The following is a 15,768-nucleotide window of genomic DNA, read 5'->3' as shown; positions in this document are numbered from 1 at the left end:
GAAGGCATCCAGAGTGGCACAGCGGCGTGGCCGGCGGCGCCGGATGAGGCCGTCCGCCCCGGAAGGTGAGGGCGGTCCTGTGCTGCGGATACCTTTGGGTCGTGCAGCCAGCAAGTGAATCCCCCGAGCCGCCCGCCGGTCGCCTCCACCGGGCCAGAGCCCTCTACCGGAACGTCTCCAAACGCAGGACCGCCTGGCTGCTGCTCAAGGACACCGTCAACTCCTGCGTGGAGTACCGCATCCTGGGCCTGGCGGCCGAGGCGGCGTTCTTCTCGCTGCTGTCCGTGCCGCCCCTGCTGCTCTGCCTCATCGGGCTGCTCGCCTACGTCGACAACTGGACCGGTGCCCACACCATCCAGAGCCTGGAGACCAACATCCTCGAAGCCTCGCGGACGGTCCTGTCCGACAAGGGCGTGAAGGAGATCGCCGAGCCGATCCTGCACGACGTGCTGAGGACCCGCCCCGACGTCATCTCCATCGGGTTCGTCTTCGCCCTCTGGTCGGGATCACGCGCGGTGAACGTCTTCATCGACACCATCACCGTCATGTACGGCCTCGACGGTGTCCGCGGCATCGTCAAGACGCGGATGATGTCGTTCCTGCTGTTCATCGTGGCCCTGTTGATCGGCTCGGTGGCGCTGCCGCTGATGGTCGCGGGCCCCGATGCCGTGGTCCGGGTGGTGCCCTGGTCGGCGACGGTGGTGCAGGTCCTGTACTGGCCGGTCGTCATCGTCCTGTCCATCGCCTTCCTGACCACCCTGTACCACGTGTCCGTGCCGGTCCGCTCCCCGTGGATCGAGGACGTCCCCGGCGCCCTGGTCGCCCTCGCCATGTGGGTCCTCGGCAGCTCCCTCCTGCGGATCTACCTCGTGCACACCATCGAGGGCGCCACGATCTACGGCTCTCTGGCCGCGTCCGTCGCCGTCCTGCTGTGGATCGGGGTGTCCGCCTTCGCCGTCCTCGTCGGCGCGGCGGTCAACGCCGCCATCGACCGGGTCTGGCCCGCCGCCGCCACCGCCGCCGCCCGCGCCGCGAACGAGCGGATCCGCGAGGCCCAGGTGGTCGAGTACGTTACCCGGGCCGCGGCCGCCCGCGAGACCGACCCCGACGACCCCGACATGCCCTCCGAGTTCCCCGAGCGCTGGTCCCGCTTCCTGCCCCCGGAGGACGTCACGGCCCGCCTGCGCACCCACGCCAAGCACGCCCACCACGCACACAAGGCCAACGGCCGGCCTGCCCACGAGGCCCACGAGGCCCATGAGGCCGACCAAGGGCATCCGTACGAGGCGGGCGGAGACGGGGGCACGGCACATCGGGGGAAGGGCCCCGGCGTGCCGTAGGCCATGGGCTGGGCGTGCCGTTTCGTGGGTTCCGTTCGGCAGGCAGTACGCGCGCGTGCGGGTCGGAGCAAGACACGCGCGCGTGCAGATCGGCAGGCCGTACGCGCGCGCAGGTCAGCGGAGCGTACGGGCCGCCCCGTCCCCGGAGGCGAAGGCCCGCCCCGGCGTCAGACCTTCCACGCCCCGGCCGCCGCGGCCTCCCGGGCGTAGTCCCCGAAGTCCCGCGGCGCCCGGCCGAGCACCTGCCGTACGCCCTCCGATACGTGCGCGTTCCGCCCGTCGAGCAGCGACGCGAACAGCTCGACCAGGAACTCCACCTCCTCGGGAGGCACCCCGAACCCGGCGAGCCGCTCGCCGTAGTCCCGCGGCGACACCGCCCGGTACGCCAGCTGCCGCCCGGCCGCCGCCGCGACCTCGCCGACCGCCTCACCGAAGGTCAGCAGCCGCGGCCCGGACACCTCCAGCGCCCGCCCCACGTACCCGTCGCCGTCGGTGAGCGCCGCCACCACCACGTCCGCGATGTCCCGCACATCGACGAACGGCTCCCGCACGGCCCCGCCCGGGAACACCAGCTCCCCGCCCGTCCGCAGTTCCTCCAGCAACGGCCCCTCGCTGAAGTTCTGCGCGAACCACGCGGCTCGTACGGCCGTCCACTCCGCCCCCGACGCCGCGAGCGCCTCCTCCGTCGGCAGGGCCTGCTCCTCTCCACGGGCCGACAGCAGCACCAGCCGCCGTACCCCGAGCCCCACCGCCGCACGGGCGAGCCGGCCGACCGCCTCCGGCGCGGACGGATCGCCCACGTCCGTCGGGTACACCAGATAGGCCGCGTCGGCGCCGCGCAGCACCGGTTCCCACGTCGAACCGTCCTGCCAGTCGAAACCGTGGGCGCGGGAGGCGGCGCGGACCGTCAGGCCCGCCGCCCGCGCCGCCGCCGCGACCCGGCTGCCGGTACGGCCGGACGCGCCGGTCACCACCACCGTCCGCACCCCCGTGTCCTTCGCCGACCGCGGCGTGAGGACCTGCCGCGTGCTCTGCCCGTGCTGCGTGCCCTGCCCGTGCTGCGTGTGCTGCCCGTGCTGCGTGTTCTCCGTGTTCTGGGTCATGTCCGTCAGTCAACTGCCCTGCGGGGAAGGGCGACATCGCCGAGCCGCTCGCTCCCATAAGCGTGCGTCTACGCTGCCGTCATGGACGCACTCGCCGGTCTGCTGGACGGTCCACGCGCGCACGGAGCCTTCATGATCCGGGCGTGCTTCGATCCGCCGTGGGCCGTGCGCGTGGCGGACGAGGCGCCGCTGACCGTGATGCTCATGGCGCGCGGCACCGCCTGGATCACCCCGGACGGCGACGGCGTGCCGCTACGGCTCGGCCCCGGAGACCTGGCGATCGCGCGTGGCCCGGACGCGTACACCTGCGGCGACGAGTCGGACACCGCCCCGCAGGCGCTGATCCTGCCGGGCGGCGAGTGCCGCCACCCCGACGGCACCTCCCTGAACGGCTCCATGGACCTGGGGGTACGCACCTGGGGCAACCGCACCGACGCCGCCACGGTCATGCTCATCGGTACCTATCTGATGCGCGGTGAGATCCACGGCCGCCTCCTCGACGCCCTGCCGCCGCTGCTGACGCTCCCCGCCGAGGTGTGGGACTGCCCGCTCACCCCCCTGCTGGCCGAGGAGATCGTGCGCGACGAACCCGGTCAGGAGGTCGTCCTGGACCGCCTGCTGGATCTGCTGCTCATCAGCGCGCTCAGGGTCTGGTTCTCCCGCCCGGAGTCGGCGGCCCCCGCCTGGTACCGGGCACTGGCCGACCCCGTCGTCGGCCGCGCGTTGCGCCTGCTGCAGGACGACCCGGCGCACCCGTGGACGGTGGCCGCGCTCGCCACCAAGGCCGGAGTGTCCCGCGCGGCCCTCGCCCGCCGCTTCACCGACCTCGTGGGCGAACCTCCGATGTCCTATCTGACCGGCTGGCGGCTCGCCCTCGCCGCCGACCGCCTCCGCGACACGGACCTCACCCTCGACACCATCGCCCGCCGCGTCGGTTACGGCAGTGCCTTCGCGCTCTCCACCGCCTTCAAGCGCGTGTACGGCGTGAGCCCGCAGGAACACCGGGCGGGCCGTGAGGGGCGTCCCTGAGGACGGCGCCCCAGGTCTCCACCCTCGCGTTCCACCTTTTTTCCACCCGACTCTCCACCCGTGCTCCGATCCGCCCGGCACCGCTGGGGATCTAGCGTTTTCCGCAGGTCGGCGCGGTCCGCCCGGCCGAAGACAAGCAGGCGAAGACAGCGCGCCGCGCAGGGAGGCGGAGGGGATGACGAACGTGGCGGAGGCGATGCCGGACACCGCGAACGCGGCGGACACTGCGAACGCGGCGGACACGGAGGACACGGGGGACGCGACGGGTCGGGTACGGCGGCCGGGCGCGGGGGAGCGGAACGGCGGTACGGCCTACGGCCCGCTGCTCTCGATCGCCGTCGACATCGTCCTGCCGCTCCTCGTCTACTACGCGGCTCGCGCCCTCGGCGCCGGACAGGGCCCGGCGCTGCTGCTCAGCGGCGCGCCACCCGCCCTGCGCCTGGTGACCGGTGCGGTGCGGCAGCGCCGGATCGACGGTGTGGACCTGTTCTTCACGGTGCTGCTGGCCGCCGCCGCGCTGGCCACCCTGGTCGGTGGCAGCACCCGGATCCTGCTGTTCAAGGACGCGGCGCTGTCCCTCGCGGTCGGCGCCTGGGTGCTCGGCACCGGCTTCACCGGCAGGCCGCTGGCCTTCCAGCTCGGCCAACGACTGCACCGGGGCCCGGCGGCCCGGGCACGGGCCCGAATATGGCAGGACTCGGCCGACTTCCGCCGAGGACTGCGCGTCCTGACGGTCGTCTGGGGGGCCGAGCAACTGCTCGACGGCAGCTGCGGCACACTCGCCGCCGCGACCTTGCCCACCGACACCGTGCCCCTGGTGACCAGGGTCCTCTCACTCCTGCTGCTGACCCTGACCGCCGCGGTCACCGCCGTCTACGCTCGCCGGTTCCGCACCCGGCACGGCGTTCCGCTGTTCGGCGGTCCCTGACACCGGAAGCGGGGGACCACGAGAACGCCGGACGCCCGGGTCTGCCAGCGACGTACGCTGCACGCATGTACGCGGAGCGGGCGTCCCGGCTGACCGGTGCGGTCGTGTGGACGAACAACCCGGACGGGACCGTCGGCGGGCCCGTGCTGCCGGACGGTTGCATGGACCTGCTGTGGAGCGAGGGCCGGCTGCTGGTCGCGGGCCCCGACACCCGCCCCTACGTCCCCGAGGGCCCGCCCCGCTCCTGGGCCGGCATCCGCTTCTTCCCCGGCACCGCCCCCACCCTGCTCGGCGTACCGGCACACGAACTACGCGATCTGCGGGTCGACTTGGCCGACCTGTGGCCCGCCGCCGAAGTCCGGCGGCTCGGTGAGCGGGTCGAGGCGGCGGCCGACCCGGCGACCGCGCTGGAGGACATCGCCCTGGACCGGGCCGCGCGGACCACGGCCCCCGACCCGATGATGCACCGGCTGGTGGAGCGCCTGGACGAGGGCCGCCCGGTGTCGGCGACGGCAGCCGAGCTCGGCATCGGCACCCGCACGTTGCACCGCCGCTGCCTGGGCGCGTTCGGCTACGGCCCCAAGACCCTGGCCCGCATCCTGCGGCTGCAGCGCGCGCTGGCGCTGGCCCGCGCCGGGACGCCGTATGCCGAGACGGCCCTTCGCGCCGGGTATGCGGACCAGCCCCATCTCGCCCGTGAGGTGCGGGAGTTGACCGGCAGGCCGCTCGGGACGCTACTCGGCGGCGGGTAGCGGGGCGAACAGGTCGACGCCGTTGCCGTCGGGGTCGTGCACGGTGGCGTACCGCTGTCCCCAGAACGCGTCCCACGGCTTCAGCTCCCCGTGGTACCCGGCGGCCACGAGGTTCTCGTACAGGGCGTCGACCTCGGCGGGCGAGCCGCACCGGAAGGCGAGCCCCACCCGCCCGCCGCCCTCGGGCGGCCGCCAGCCGGAGTGGAAGGAGCGGACGGTTTCCTCGGTGTCCAGGGCGAGCACCAGCCCACCGGGCAACTCGGCCTCGACGTGGGGCTGTTCCTCGGCGCCGGGAGGGAAGACCAGTCCGAGGCGACGGTAGAAGGCGAGTGAGGCGGCCAGGTCGGAGGCCACCAGGCCGATCACGGCGAATCGTGCAGTCATGCGGCCACCGTAGGCGGGCGGCCACCGCCCGGTCTTGAAGGAAACGGACACCCTCGGTGGACATCGTGGGAGCCCCCACCTGCTCCCGCACGACCACACGCGCCCACGCGTGTGTCTCAGCCGAAGGCGACCGGCCCGTTGGGGGTGTCCACGGTGAAGGAGAGTGCGACCGGTCCCGGGGTCAGCGTCAGCCCGGTGCCCAGGGCCGCGAGCGGACCGCGTACCTCCTCCGGGTCCGGCACCGTGGCGGTCACCTCCAGCAGCGAGGTGACCGGCAGGCCCGAGGCCGCCGGGTGGCGGGAGTCACCCCAGTCGATCAGGAACGGGACCAGACCGGAGGGATGCGCATGGTTGCCGTCGGTCAGTCGCCAGCGCAGCACGGTGCCGTCCGGCGTACGGCGGCTCATCGGGCGCGCGGGCCCGGGGTCGTAGCCCCGCGCGCGGGCTGTCGTGATCGCTGTGTCCAGGTCGGCCGGGCTGATGGCCCAGGTCAGCGTGCGCGGCCCGGCCGGCCCGTCGACTCCGAACGGCCGTGGCCCGGTGGGTTCGGGCTGCTCGGGATCGGGGCCGAGGATCTCCAGATAGCTCCGGCCGCCCAGCCCCACCAGATGGTTGCGGGTGCCGAGGCCGAGATGGACACCGCCGGGGACGGGCGTCACCCCGGTCCGCCGCGCGAACTCGGCGACCGTCGCCGCCAGGTCGGGCGTGGCGAGGACGAGATGGTCCAGGAGAGGGGGAACGGCGTTCATGCCCGGCGAGGCTACGGTCACCGCCCCGCCGCTTCAAGGGAGTTGGCCGGCGACAACCCCATAGGGCGGCGAGGGTCGGGCCCCGTGCGGGCGCTGCTCGGCCGTCGCCATGGATCAACCGCGGCCCGTTCGGTGGCGAGCCGTCGGCCGTTCGCCCGCCGGCCCGGCCGTGCTCGCGCGTCGTACCAGCAGGGTCGACAGCTCGGTGCGGGTGCTCTCCGGGCGTTCCCCGTGCATCATCCGCACCAGCAGCCGGAGCGCGGTCGCCGCCATCTCGCCGAGCGGCTGGCGGACGGTGGTCAGCGCCGGGGCGGCCCAGCGGGCCTCGGGCAGATCGTCGAAGCCCACCACGCTCATGTCGTCCGGCACCCGCAACTCCCGCTCCGCGAGCGCCTCGTACACCCCGAGGGCCATCCGGTCGGAGCACACGAACACCGCGGTCGGCGGTTCGGGCAGGTTCAGCAGTTCGTGCATGCGCATCCGGGCGGCGGCCTCGTCGAAGCCGGCGTGCCGCACGTACTCGGCGCGGTGCCGCACGCCGGCCGAGGCGAGCACGGAACGGTAGCCGGCCACCCGGGCGCTGCCACCCAGCGTGCGCCGCTGTCCGGCGATCACCGCGATCCGCCGGTGACCGAGCCCGAGCAGATGCTCGGTCGCGCTCACCCCGCCCTGCCAGTTGGCCGCCCCGACCGAGACCACCCCGGCCGGCGGCTCGTGCGCGGGGTCGATCAGCACATACGGGATGCGCCGCTGATCCAGCCACGCGTACTGCGCCGGGGACAGCTCCGCCAGGTTGAACAGCACGCCCGAGGAGCCGCGCGCGGTCAGCTTGTCCAGCCAGCCCCGCTCTGGCCGGCCGCACCGGGGCCGGGGCAGCCCGGCCGAGACCACCACCTCCAGGCCCGCCTCGTACGCCGCTGCCTCCACCCCGTGCAGCACGGCGCCCGACCATGTGCTGTCCAGCGAGTGCACCACCAGGTCGACCAGGCCCGGCGTCCTCGTGGTGTCGAAGCGGGGCCGGCGCACATAGCCAAGCCTGTCCAGGGCCTCGGTGACCCGGCGACGGGTCTCCGGCGCCACGTCCTCGCGGCCGTTGACCACTTTCGACGCGGTGGGCACCGACACCCCCGCCTCCCGGGCCACCACCGCCAGCGTCGGCCCGGCCGGCACGCGCGCACTCCCCGCACGGACCACAGAAGACCGCCTCTCCGACCCGCCCGCTTCCGGGGCCCGCTCACCGATGAAGAAAGCGCTTCCTAAGATAGATGCGTGTCAACACGGACGTGAAGACATGGGAATTGACGGGGTGGTACGCCGAACGGCCCAGTGCCGGGCCCGTGCGCCGGAATACATCCGCACACTGTGATGCTCTGTTGTTGACAGTGCACTCGGCGTGGCGGTGCAGGACGCAGGAGCACGGCGAAGGGCTGGTGGGCGATGACGGCAGACCAGACGGGCCCCGTGGTCAGGACGCCCCACGGGGCCGTACGCGGCCGGTACGAGAAGGGGCTCGCGGTGTTCCGGGGCATCCCGTACGCCGCCCCGCCCGTCGGCCCCCTGCGGTTCCGGCCGCCCGAGCCGGCCGAGCCCTGGGACGGCGTACGCGATGCCGGTGCCTTCGGTCCGACCGCGCCGAAACCGCCGTACTCCGAGGCGTTCGCCCAGTACCTGTCCGACCCCGAGATCCCCGGCGACGACTGCCTCAACCTCAATGTCTGGACCCCCGAACCGGACCCCGGCGCCCGGCTCCCCGTCCTCCTCTGGATCCATGGCGGCGCCCTGACCAGGGGGTCTTCCGCCGTCACCGTCTACGACGGCAGCACCTTCGCCCGGGACGGCGTCGTCTGCGTCTCGATCAACTACCGGCTGGGCGTGGAGGGCTATGGGCTCTTCCCCGACGCCCCGCCCAACCCCGGACTGCGCGACCAGCTCGCCGCCCTGCGCTGGGTCCACGAGACGATCGGTGCCTTCGGCGGCGACCCCGACCGGATCACCCTGTGCGGTCAGTCGGCCGGCGCCATCAGCGCCGGAACCCTGCTCGCCGCGCCCCAGACCCGCGGCCTGATCCGCCGGGCGGTGCTGCAGAGCGGCCCGCCCGAGATCGCCGAGCGCGACAAGGTACGGCGGATGGTGCGCCGTATGGCCGCCCGCCTGAAGATCCCCGCCACCGCCGAGGCCTTCGCCGCCGTCGACCGTGACCTGCTGCTGCGCGCCCAGGCCGAGGTCGGCCGGCTCAGCAGCCCGGTGCTGGGCGGACCCGCCTTCGGGATCGTCGTCGACGACGAGCTCGTCCCCCGCGACCCCCTGCAGGCGCTGATCGACGGGGACGCCGCCCCGGGCGTGCAGCTGCTCATGGGCTGGACCCGGGACGAGTACCGGCTGTGGCTGGTCCCCGGCGGACTCCTCGAACACGTCGACCGGCTCGGCCCCGTCTCCCTGGCCGGCGCCATGGCCCGCTGCCGCGCCGGCCACGAGGTGCCCCGCGGCTACCGCGCCCTGCACCCCGACGCCGGCACCGCCGAGATCGTCGGCCAGATGGTCACCGATCATCTGCTGCGCATCCCCCTGCACCGCCTCGCCGACTCCCGCCCCGGCGACTGCCACCTCTACGAGTTCGCCTGGCCGTCCGGCCGCCCCGCCCTCGGTGCCTGCCACGCCCTGGAACTGGGCTTCGTCTTCGACTCCGGAGCCACCCCCGAGTCGAAGAAGCTGGCCGGCGAGGACGCCCCGCAGGAGCTGTGCGACGCGATGCACGGAGCCTGGGTCCGCTTCGCCGCGACCGGCGACCCCGGCTGGGAATCCTGGGACGCGTCACACCCCGTAAGGATCTTCGGCGACGGCACGCCGTATACCGCATATGGTCCACGGGATGCCGAATTCGCCCTCTGGACGCCCGCCACCACCGTCCCCGAACCGGCACCGGCCACCGACACCGACGCCCGGCCCCCCGGGACGGAACTGGCAGCAGCGGTACGCCGCTTGCGCCGCACGGTGGCCGCCAGGCGCCGCTGACGGACGACGGTATGCGTCACCGCGCCCGACGGTATGCGTCACCGCGCCCCGCAAGGGGCGCAAAAGCGGCGCGGGGCCGTGTCTGACCCGCACCCGCCGGATATGCCCAGCCCCCTACGGCGAGTCGGCGAATCTCGTCAATGCCCGCGACCCGCACCCGCCGGATATGCCCAGCTCCCCACGGCGAGCCGGCGAATCTCACTGCCGCCGGAGGCAATCGCCGGATATGCCCAGCTCCCCACGGCGAGCCGGCGAATCTCACTGCCGCCGGAGGCAATCGCCGGATATGGCCAGCCCCCCACGGCTAGTCGGCGAATCTCACCGGCCGCCGGAGGCAATCGCCGTGATGCCCTCCGGTCCCACCCGGCAGCACCCCCCGATCAACCGTGCCCCCGCCTTCCGCCACGCCTCGACCTGGCCGGCGTTGAACGTCGTACTCCCGGTCCAGGCGCGCGCCCCGGCGTCCCAGGTCTCCCCGCTGTTCGGGTAGACCACGACCGGCTTGCCGGTGACGCTGGACGCGATCTCCACCGCGGGTGTCACGTCCTGCGGGGCGCAGCAGTTCACGCCCACCGCGATCACCTCGTCCACGTCCGCGGCCAGGGCGAAGGCCTCCTCCAGCGGCTGCCCGGCACGTGTGCGCCGGCCGTCGACCGTATACGAGAGCCATGCCGGCACCCCCAGCCCGCGCACCGCCCCGAGCAGGGCGGCGCCCTCGTCGGCGTCCGGCACCGTCTCCAGCGCGAGGACGTCCGGCGCGGCGGCGGCCAGCACCTCGATGCGCGGCCGGTGAAAGCGCTCCAGCTCCGCCACGCTCAGCCCGTACCGGCCCCGGTACTCGGAGCCGTCCGCGAGCATCGCCCCGTACGGCCCGACCGAGGCCGCCACCCACAACGGCCGGTCGATGCCCGCCTCCCCGGCCCGCCGGGCGGCCTCCCGGGCGAGCTCCACGCTCAGTGCGAGCAGCCGCGCCGCGTCCCCGTGGCCGATGCCGTACCGCGCGAAGCCCTCGAAGGTGGCCTGGTAGCTGGCGGTGATGGCGACGTCCGCGCCCGCCCGGAAGTAGGCGAGATGCGCCTCCGTGATCGCTTCCGGCCGCTCGGCGAGCAGCCGCGCCGACCACAGCGCGTCGCTCAGGTCGTATCCGGCCGACTCCAACTGGTTGGACATCCCGCCGTCGAGCACGAGCGTCCTGGCGGCGAGGGCGTCGACGAGGCTGGGGGAGGAGATGTTGCTGGTCATGTCACGACGCTAGTCGAAGCGAGCCGCCGGCCGACGGCCGGTGAGCCGCCGGAACCATTGACCCCGCACCGGCCCACCCCTACCTTGCCGAGGACTGGAAAGCGCTTGCCAAGAGCGGTACGGTCCAGCTGCCGGACCTTGCCGACCGCCGGAGGAGTTGAGTGAGACGATTCACCGCTGCACGCGGCGCCGTCCTGACGGCGGTCACCCTCTGCGCGGACTTCACGGCGGCCCCCGCCCAGGCCCACGCCGGCATCCGGGTCACCCCGGCCCGGCACCCCCGCCAGATCGTCCTGATCGGCGACTCCACCGTCTGCGACCAGCCAGCCGCCCCCTACTCCGGCTGGGGCCGGCAGCTGCCGCAGTATCTGCGCAAGGGCCTGTCCGTCGCCAACTACGCCGACTCCGGCGAGAGTACGGTCACCTATCTGGCGAACCCCCTGCTCCGGGACACCGTCCAGCCGCTGATCCGCCCCGGCGACCTCGTGCTCGTCCAGCTCGCCCACAACGACAGGGCCACCGACGAGGCCACTTACCGGGCCAACCTGGAGACCCTCGTCGCGGGCATCCGGGACAGGGGCGGCGAACCGGTGCTCGTCACCCCGGTCGTGCGCCGCTGGTTCAACGCGGACGGCACCCTCAACGACGGCACGGCCCTGCTGGTCAACGGTCTCGGTGTCGACCTCCCTGCCGTCATCCGCTCCGTCGCCGCAGCCGCACACGTCCCCCTGATCGACCTCACGGCGCAGACCAAGGCGCTGGTGGAGTCCCTCGGGCCGGAGGGCTCCAAGGCGATCCACCTCTACGACGAGAAGCGCGACAACACGCACACCTCCGTGCGCGCCGCCACCGTCTTCGCGGGCCTGGTCCGCGACGCACTTCTCGCCCTGCGCCTGGTGCCCGGGGGCGCCGTGCGGGCGGGATGAAACCCTGGGGCGCCCCGACCGGAACCGGGGCGTCCCAGGCCCCGCCAGGAAGGACAGCCATCGCCGTGCTCGAACTGCCCGCCGACGACCGCGCGTCCAGCCCGTACACCGGCTACACCCGCGCCCACTGGGAGGCCGCCGCCGACGCCCTGCTCGCCGCCGTCGAGCCCTACGCCACCCCCGACCGCGCCCTTTACCACCTCCCCGGCGACCATGTCAGCCGGTCCGGTCACCTCTCCGACGGCCTGGAGGGATACGCCCGTACGCTGCTGCTGGCCGCCTTCCGCCGCGACGAGACCGCGCTCGGCCGCTACGCCGACGGCCTCGCGACCGGCCCCGGCGGGGTCTGGCCGCGCATCGAGCACCGCAGCCAGCCACTCGTCGAGGCCGCGTCCGTCGCCCTCGCCCTGCGGCTGACCCGGCCGCTGCTGTGGGACCGGCTGGACGACTCCGCGCGGCAGCGCACCGCCGACTGGCTGGCGGACGCGCTCACCGCCGAACCCTGGCCGTGCAACTGGGAGTTGTTCCCCGTCACCGTCGGCGGTTTCCTGGCGGAGATCGGCCACCGGCCGGACGCGGCCCGCAAGGCGATCGACCGCGGCCTGGAACGGATCGAGGGCTGGTATCTCGGCGACGGCTGGTACACCGACGGCGACGGCCGGAAGTTCGACTACTACAACGGCTGGGCGATGCACCTGTATCCCGTCGTCCACGCATGGTTGGCGGACGACAGCGAACTGCTTTCCGTATACGGTCGGCGGTTGGCACGCCATCTCGCCGACTACGCCCACCTGTTCGGCGCCGACGGCGCCCCTCTCCGCCAGGGCCGCTCCCTGACCTACCGCTTCGCGACGACCGCCCCGCTCTGGCTCGGCGCGCTCATCGGCCAGAGCCCGCTCACCCCCGGTCAGACCCGGCGTCTGGCCTCCGGCGCGCTGCGCTACTTCCTCGACGGCGGCGCGGTCGACGAACGCGGACTGCTCCCGCTGGGCTGGCTCGGCCCCGACGAGTCGCTCGTGCAGAGCTACTCCGGCCCGGCATCCCCCTACTGGGCCGCCAAGGGGTTCCTCGGCCTGCTGCTGCCGCCCGGGCACGAGGTGTGGACGGCGACCGAGGAACCGGGCCCGGCCGAGCGCGCCGACGAGGTGCGGCCCGTCCCGGTTCCCAACTGGCTGCTCCAGTCGACCCGTTCGGACGGACTGGTGCGCCTGCACAACCACGGCAGCGAGGACGTCCGCTACGACCCCCACTACACCCGGCTCGCCTACTCGACCGCGACCATGCCCGACCCGGTGTCGTACGACAACAGCGTGATCGTCGGCGGCGAACCGAGCCGGACGGGGATCGAGCCGCTCGGCACGGGCGCGGGGTGGATCGCCTCCCGGCACACCGTGCCGGGCGGGATCACCGTCACCAGCCTCGTGCTCGCCGAGGGCGCGGTGGAGGTGCGGGCCCATCTGGTGGCGGGGGCCGGGCCCGGGACACCGGTACGGATCACGGGGTGGGCGGCACCGGACGGACTCCGGGCCGAACTGCTCCCGGTTTCAGGCCTGTCGGAGGAACTGACCGGCGAGACCGGGGCGGGCGGGGCCACGCTGTTCGTGGCGCTCGCCCGGCTGACCGGCGAGGCGGATCCCCGGCCGCTGACGGAGTCGGTGTCCGTGCGGGTGACCGCGGACCAGGTCAATCACGAGGTGGGCGTTCGGTGGGCGTCCTCCGGCGCGGAGCGCGTCTTCCGGTTCACGGTGTCAGACGGGCGATCCACAGGCTCGTCGTGGTCGGTGACGCCCCGCTGAGCGAGGTGGCGTAGGAGGGGGTGACGGGCGCGTAGGCCCAGGTGAGCGTGCCGTTCTTGAGTACCGCGAGGTCGCCGGTGAGCCGTGCGTCCACCACCTTGTCGGCGCTCGCGAACTTCCCGTTCCAGTCCAGGAGCCGCAGATGCGTGCCCGCGAACGTGCCGGTGCAGGTGCCCGCGGAGCACGTGGCGTTCTTCAGCGACTCCGGCGGCGGCGAGAGCGCCGATCGCGGGCCTGCGGGCCGCGCGGACACGGCGGTGACCTGAGGTGCGTCGTGCGTGAGTCATGCCCTGGGGCCGTCGCGGGTGCGGGAAAGGTTGTCTGCGGTTTCCGGAGCGTGCTCCGTGCCACGGGCGCCGGTCGCGCCCATCGTCCGACGGCTGCGGCCGTTCGCTCCTTGGTGCGGGGCCCATCGTTCGGAGGTCGCCGAAGCATTCCGGGCCTAGCGTGGCCGTATGACCCCACAGCCCACCGTGACGACGTTCGCCGGACTCCACCACCGGCCCGGCGAGCCGCTGCTGCTGCCGAACGCCTGGGACCATGCCTCCGCGGCCGCGCTCGCCGCCCGGGGTTTCCGCGCGATCGGCACGTCGAGCCTGGCCGTGGCGGCGGCGGCCGGTCTGTCCGACGGCGCGGGCGCGACCCGGGAGCACACCCTGAGCCTCGCCCTGACCCTCGGCTCGGAGCCGTATCTGCTCTCGGTCGACGCCGAGGACGGCTTCAGCCGGGATCCCGGCGAAGTGGCGGAGCTGGCACGGGAGTTGTGGGTGATGGGCGCGGCCGGGATCAACCTGGAGGACGGCCTGGGGCCGAGCGACCGGCTCGCGGCGAAGATCGCCGCCGTGAAGGCCGCCGTACCCGGCCTGTTCGTCAACGCCCGCACCGACACCTACTGGTGCGGCGACGGCGACGAACGGGAAACCCTGCGGCGCCTCGACGCCTACCAACAGGCTGGCGCCGACGGGGTGTTCGTGCCCGGACTGAACGAACCCGAGCGGATCGCGGCCCTCGTCCGGCGGCTCGACGCCCCCCTCAACATCCTCTACTCGCCCGCCGGACCCACCCTCGCCCAGCTGGCCGGCCTCGGCGTCCGCCGGGTCAGCCTGGGCTCGCTGCTCTACCGGCGGGCGCTCGGCGCGGCCCTGGACGCGGTGGCCGACATCGCCGCCGGACGCACCCCGGGCGGCACCACTCCCCGCTACGCCGAGGTCCGCGCGCTGGAGCGCAGCGTGTCGGTGAGCAGGTCCGCGAACGCCACCGGGTGATCCGCCGCGCCGAGGTGCCCGCCCGGGAACTCCACGAACGCACCGCCCAGCCGCTCGGCCAGCGCCCCGGCGGTCCGGTGCAGCACCTGGCCGCGCGAGTCGACGCCGGCGGCGAGCGTGAGGCCGCCCGGGGGAGCGGTGAAGGACGGCAGGTAGGAGGTGAACGGGCGCAGCACGCGTGCCAGGAACACTCCGAACGCAGTGGCAGCCGCACCGTCCGCGGGCGGGCGTTCGGGGCCGTCCAACTGCCCGATCAGCTCGGCCCGCCGCTGCGCCCCGTCCGGCAGCGCCGTCACGCACGGCGGTTCGTGCGCGACCACGTGCGCCGGCCGCCCGGGGTGCCGGGCCAGCAGATCCAGGGCGGCGATCCCGCCGGAGCTGGTCCCGAGCACACACGCGGTCCCGCCCGCCGGAAGCACCTCCTCCAGCACCCGGTGCGCACCCTCGCTCCAGTCCGCCACCCGCTGCTCGGGCACCGGCAGGCCGAGCCGTCCGTGGGCGAGGCCGAGCGGGTCGTACGTGACCACGGTGAAGTGCGCGGCCAGCCGCTCGGTCAGCGGCCCCAGCCCCATCGGATGCCCGGCCCCGCCCGGCAGCACCAGCAGCACGGGACCGCTGCCGGTGACGTCGTAGTGAAGCGGTTCAGTCGGCATTGCCGGTCTCCCGGGGCCAGTGGGTCAGGGCCAGGTGCAGGGCCTCGATCGCCTTGTCCCAGGAGGCCTGTACGTCCCGGTCGGCGCCGAAGCCGCCGGCGGACTCCAAGGCGCAGTAGCCGTGGAAGGAACTGCGCAACAGGCGTACGGCGTCGGTCAGGTCGGGCTCCGTGAGGCCGTAGGCGCGCAGCATGCCGTAGGTGATCTCGGCGGTGCGGCGCATCTCGGGGGAGTCGGCGAGCAGGGACTGGTCGATACGGATCTGGGTGGCGGCGTAGCGGCCGGGGTGCTCCAGGGCGTAGGCGCGGTAGGCGGCGGCGAACGCGGCGAGCGCGTCCTTGCCCGCGCGGCCGGCCACGGCCACCGCGATCCGGTCGATCAGCTCGCCGCCCGCGTGCAGCGCGAGCCGGGTGCGCAGGTCGGCGAGGCCCCGGACATGCGAGTACAGGCTGGCGTCCTTCACGCCGAAGCGGCGGGCCAGCGCGCTCAGGGTGACGTTCTCGAAGCCCGCCTCGTCGGCGAGTTCGGCGGCGGCCGTGACGACACGGTCCACGGTGAGGCCCGCTCGGGCCATGGGGCCTGCCTCCCC

General features: G+C 73.8%; 15 protein-coding genes and 1 pseudogene. 8 read left to right on the top strand and 8 right to left on the bottom strand.

Annotated features, from left to right (window positions below; genetic code table 11):
* Window positions 1-101: 101 nt before the first annotated feature.
* Window positions 102-1,340, top strand: coding sequence for a YihY/virulence factor BrkB family protein (locus tag AB5L52_RS10535; protein WP_351015149.1), 1,239 nt, complete (start codon window positions 102-104; stop codon window positions 1,338-1,340).
* A gap of 167 nt (window positions 1,341-1,507) precedes the next feature.
* Here AB5L52_RS10535 and AB5L52_RS10530 read toward each other — a convergent pair whose 3' ends face one another.
* A complete protein-coding gene (locus AB5L52_RS10530) occupies window positions 1,508-2,443 on the bottom strand; it encodes an NmrA family transcriptional regulator (RefSeq protein ID WP_369363569.1) in 936 nt (311 codons plus the stop codon).
* A gap of 81 nt (window positions 2,444-2,524) precedes the next feature.
* On the opposite strand from AB5L52_RS10530, the gene AB5L52_RS10525 reads away from it, so the two are divergent.
* The 3 genes from AB5L52_RS10525 (at window position 2,525) to AB5L52_RS10515 (ending at window position 5,152) form a co-directional block, all read left to right on the top strand.
* Window positions 2,525-3,472 (top strand): AraC family transcriptional regulator, encoded by a 948-nt coding sequence (locus AB5L52_RS10525; RefSeq protein ID WP_369363568.1) that lies wholly within the window; start codon window positions 2,525-2,527, stop codon window positions 3,470-3,472.
* Between the two features lie 175 nt (window positions 3,473-3,647).
* Window positions 3,648-4,400, top strand: a complete 753-nt coding sequence (locus AB5L52_RS10520) for a VC0807 family protein (protein WP_369363566.1) — start codon at window positions 3,648-3,650, stop codon at window positions 4,398-4,400.
* A 65-nt stretch (window positions 4,401-4,465) separates the two neighbouring features.
* Window positions 4,466-5,152, top strand: a complete 687-nt coding sequence (locus tag AB5L52_RS10515) for a helix-turn-helix domain-containing protein (protein ID WP_369363565.1) — start codon at window positions 4,466-4,468, stop codon at window positions 5,150-5,152.
* On the opposite strand, the gene AB5L52_RS10510 is transcribed toward AB5L52_RS10515, so the two are convergent.
* The 3 genes from AB5L52_RS10510 to AB5L52_RS10500 form a co-directional block, all read right to left on the bottom strand.
* Window positions 5,135-5,536: a VOC family protein gene (locus AB5L52_RS10510; RefSeq protein WP_369363564.1), complete on the bottom strand. Its 402-nt coding sequence runs from the start codon at window positions 5,534-5,536 to the stop codon at window positions 5,135-5,137. The two genes, AB5L52_RS10515 and AB5L52_RS10510, sit on opposite strands and share 18 nt — an antisense overlap.
* 116 nt (window positions 5,537-5,652) lie before the next feature.
* Window positions 5,653-6,285 carry a VOC family protein gene (locus AB5L52_RS10505; RefSeq protein ID WP_369363562.1) on the bottom strand — a complete coding sequence of 211 codons (633 nt, stop codon included), beginning with the start codon at window positions 6,283-6,285 and terminating at the stop codon, window positions 5,653-5,655.
* A gap of 114 nt (window positions 6,286-6,399) precedes the next feature.
* The gene (locus tag AB5L52_RS10500; RefSeq protein ID WP_369363560.1) at window positions 6,400-7,479 is read right to left on the bottom strand and encodes a LacI family DNA-binding transcriptional regulator; all 1,080 of its coding nucleotides are present in this window, start codon (window positions 7,477-7,479) and stop codon (window positions 6,400-6,402) included.
* 243 nt (window positions 7,480-7,722) lie between these two features.
* Between AB5L52_RS10500 and AB5L52_RS10495 the strand changes: the two genes are divergently transcribed.
* The gene (locus AB5L52_RS10495; protein ID WP_369363558.1) at window positions 7,723-9,297 is read left to right on the top strand and encodes a carboxylesterase/lipase family protein; all 1,575 of its coding nucleotides are present in this window, start codon (window positions 7,723-7,725) and stop codon (window positions 9,295-9,297) included.
* A gap of 318 nt (window positions 9,298-9,615) precedes the next feature.
* On the opposite strand, the gene mmuM is transcribed toward AB5L52_RS10495, so the two are convergent.
* A complete protein-coding gene (gene mmuM / locus AB5L52_RS10490; protein ID WP_369363556.1) occupies window positions 9,616-10,539 on the bottom strand; it encodes a homocysteine S-methyltransferase in 924 nt (307 codons plus the stop codon).
* Window positions 10,540-10,793: 254 nt separating this feature from the next.
* On the opposite strand from mmuM, the pseudogene AB5L52_RS10485 reads away from it, so the two are divergent.
* Window positions 10,794-11,465, top strand: a pseudogene (locus tag AB5L52_RS10485) (rhamnogalacturonan acetylesterase); the annotation flags it as partial.
* Window positions 11,466-11,530: 65 nt separating this feature from the next.
* A complete protein-coding gene (locus tag AB5L52_RS10480) occupies window positions 11,531-13,261 on the top strand; it encodes a DUF2264 domain-containing protein (RefSeq protein WP_369363554.1) in 1,731 nt (576 codons plus the stop codon).
* Here the strand turns inward: AB5L52_RS10480 and AB5L52_RS10475 are convergent.
* A complete protein-coding gene (locus AB5L52_RS10475) occupies window positions 13,206-13,514 on the bottom strand; it encodes a hypothetical protein (RefSeq protein WP_369363552.1) in 309 nt (102 codons plus the stop codon). The two genes, AB5L52_RS10480 and AB5L52_RS10475, sit on opposite strands and share 56 nt — an antisense overlap.
* Window positions 13,515-13,716: 202 nt before the next feature.
* On the opposite strand from AB5L52_RS10475, the gene AB5L52_RS10470 reads away from it, so the two are divergent.
* Window positions 13,717-14,526 carry an isocitrate lyase/phosphoenolpyruvate mutase family protein gene (locus AB5L52_RS10470; RefSeq protein WP_351569187.1) on the top strand — a complete coding sequence of 270 codons (810 nt, stop codon included), beginning with the start codon at window positions 13,717-13,719 and terminating at the stop codon, window positions 14,524-14,526.
* On the opposite strand, the gene AB5L52_RS10465 is transcribed toward AB5L52_RS10470, so the two are convergent.
* Window positions 14,460-15,179, bottom strand: a complete 720-nt coding sequence (locus tag AB5L52_RS10465) for an alpha/beta fold hydrolase (RefSeq protein ID WP_369363550.1) — start codon at window positions 15,177-15,179, stop codon at window positions 14,460-14,462. The two genes, AB5L52_RS10470 and AB5L52_RS10465, sit on opposite strands and share 67 nt — an antisense overlap.
* Window positions 15,169-15,753, bottom strand: coding sequence for a TetR/AcrR family transcriptional regulator (locus tag AB5L52_RS10460; RefSeq protein WP_369363548.1), 585 nt, complete (start codon window positions 15,751-15,753; stop codon window positions 15,169-15,171). The genes AB5L52_RS10465 and AB5L52_RS10460 overlap by 11 nt, the downstream gene beginning before the upstream one ends.
* Window positions 15,754-15,768: the final 15 nt, after the last annotated feature.

The organism is Streptomyces sp. CG4, assembly GCF_041080655.1.
In the GTDB taxonomy this organism is placed as follows: Bacteria; Actinomycetota; Actinomycetes; order Streptomycetales; family Streptomycetaceae; genus Streptomyces.
Note: the sequence above shows the minus strand (reverse complement) of the source record. Positions and strands in the feature narration are given on the sequence as shown.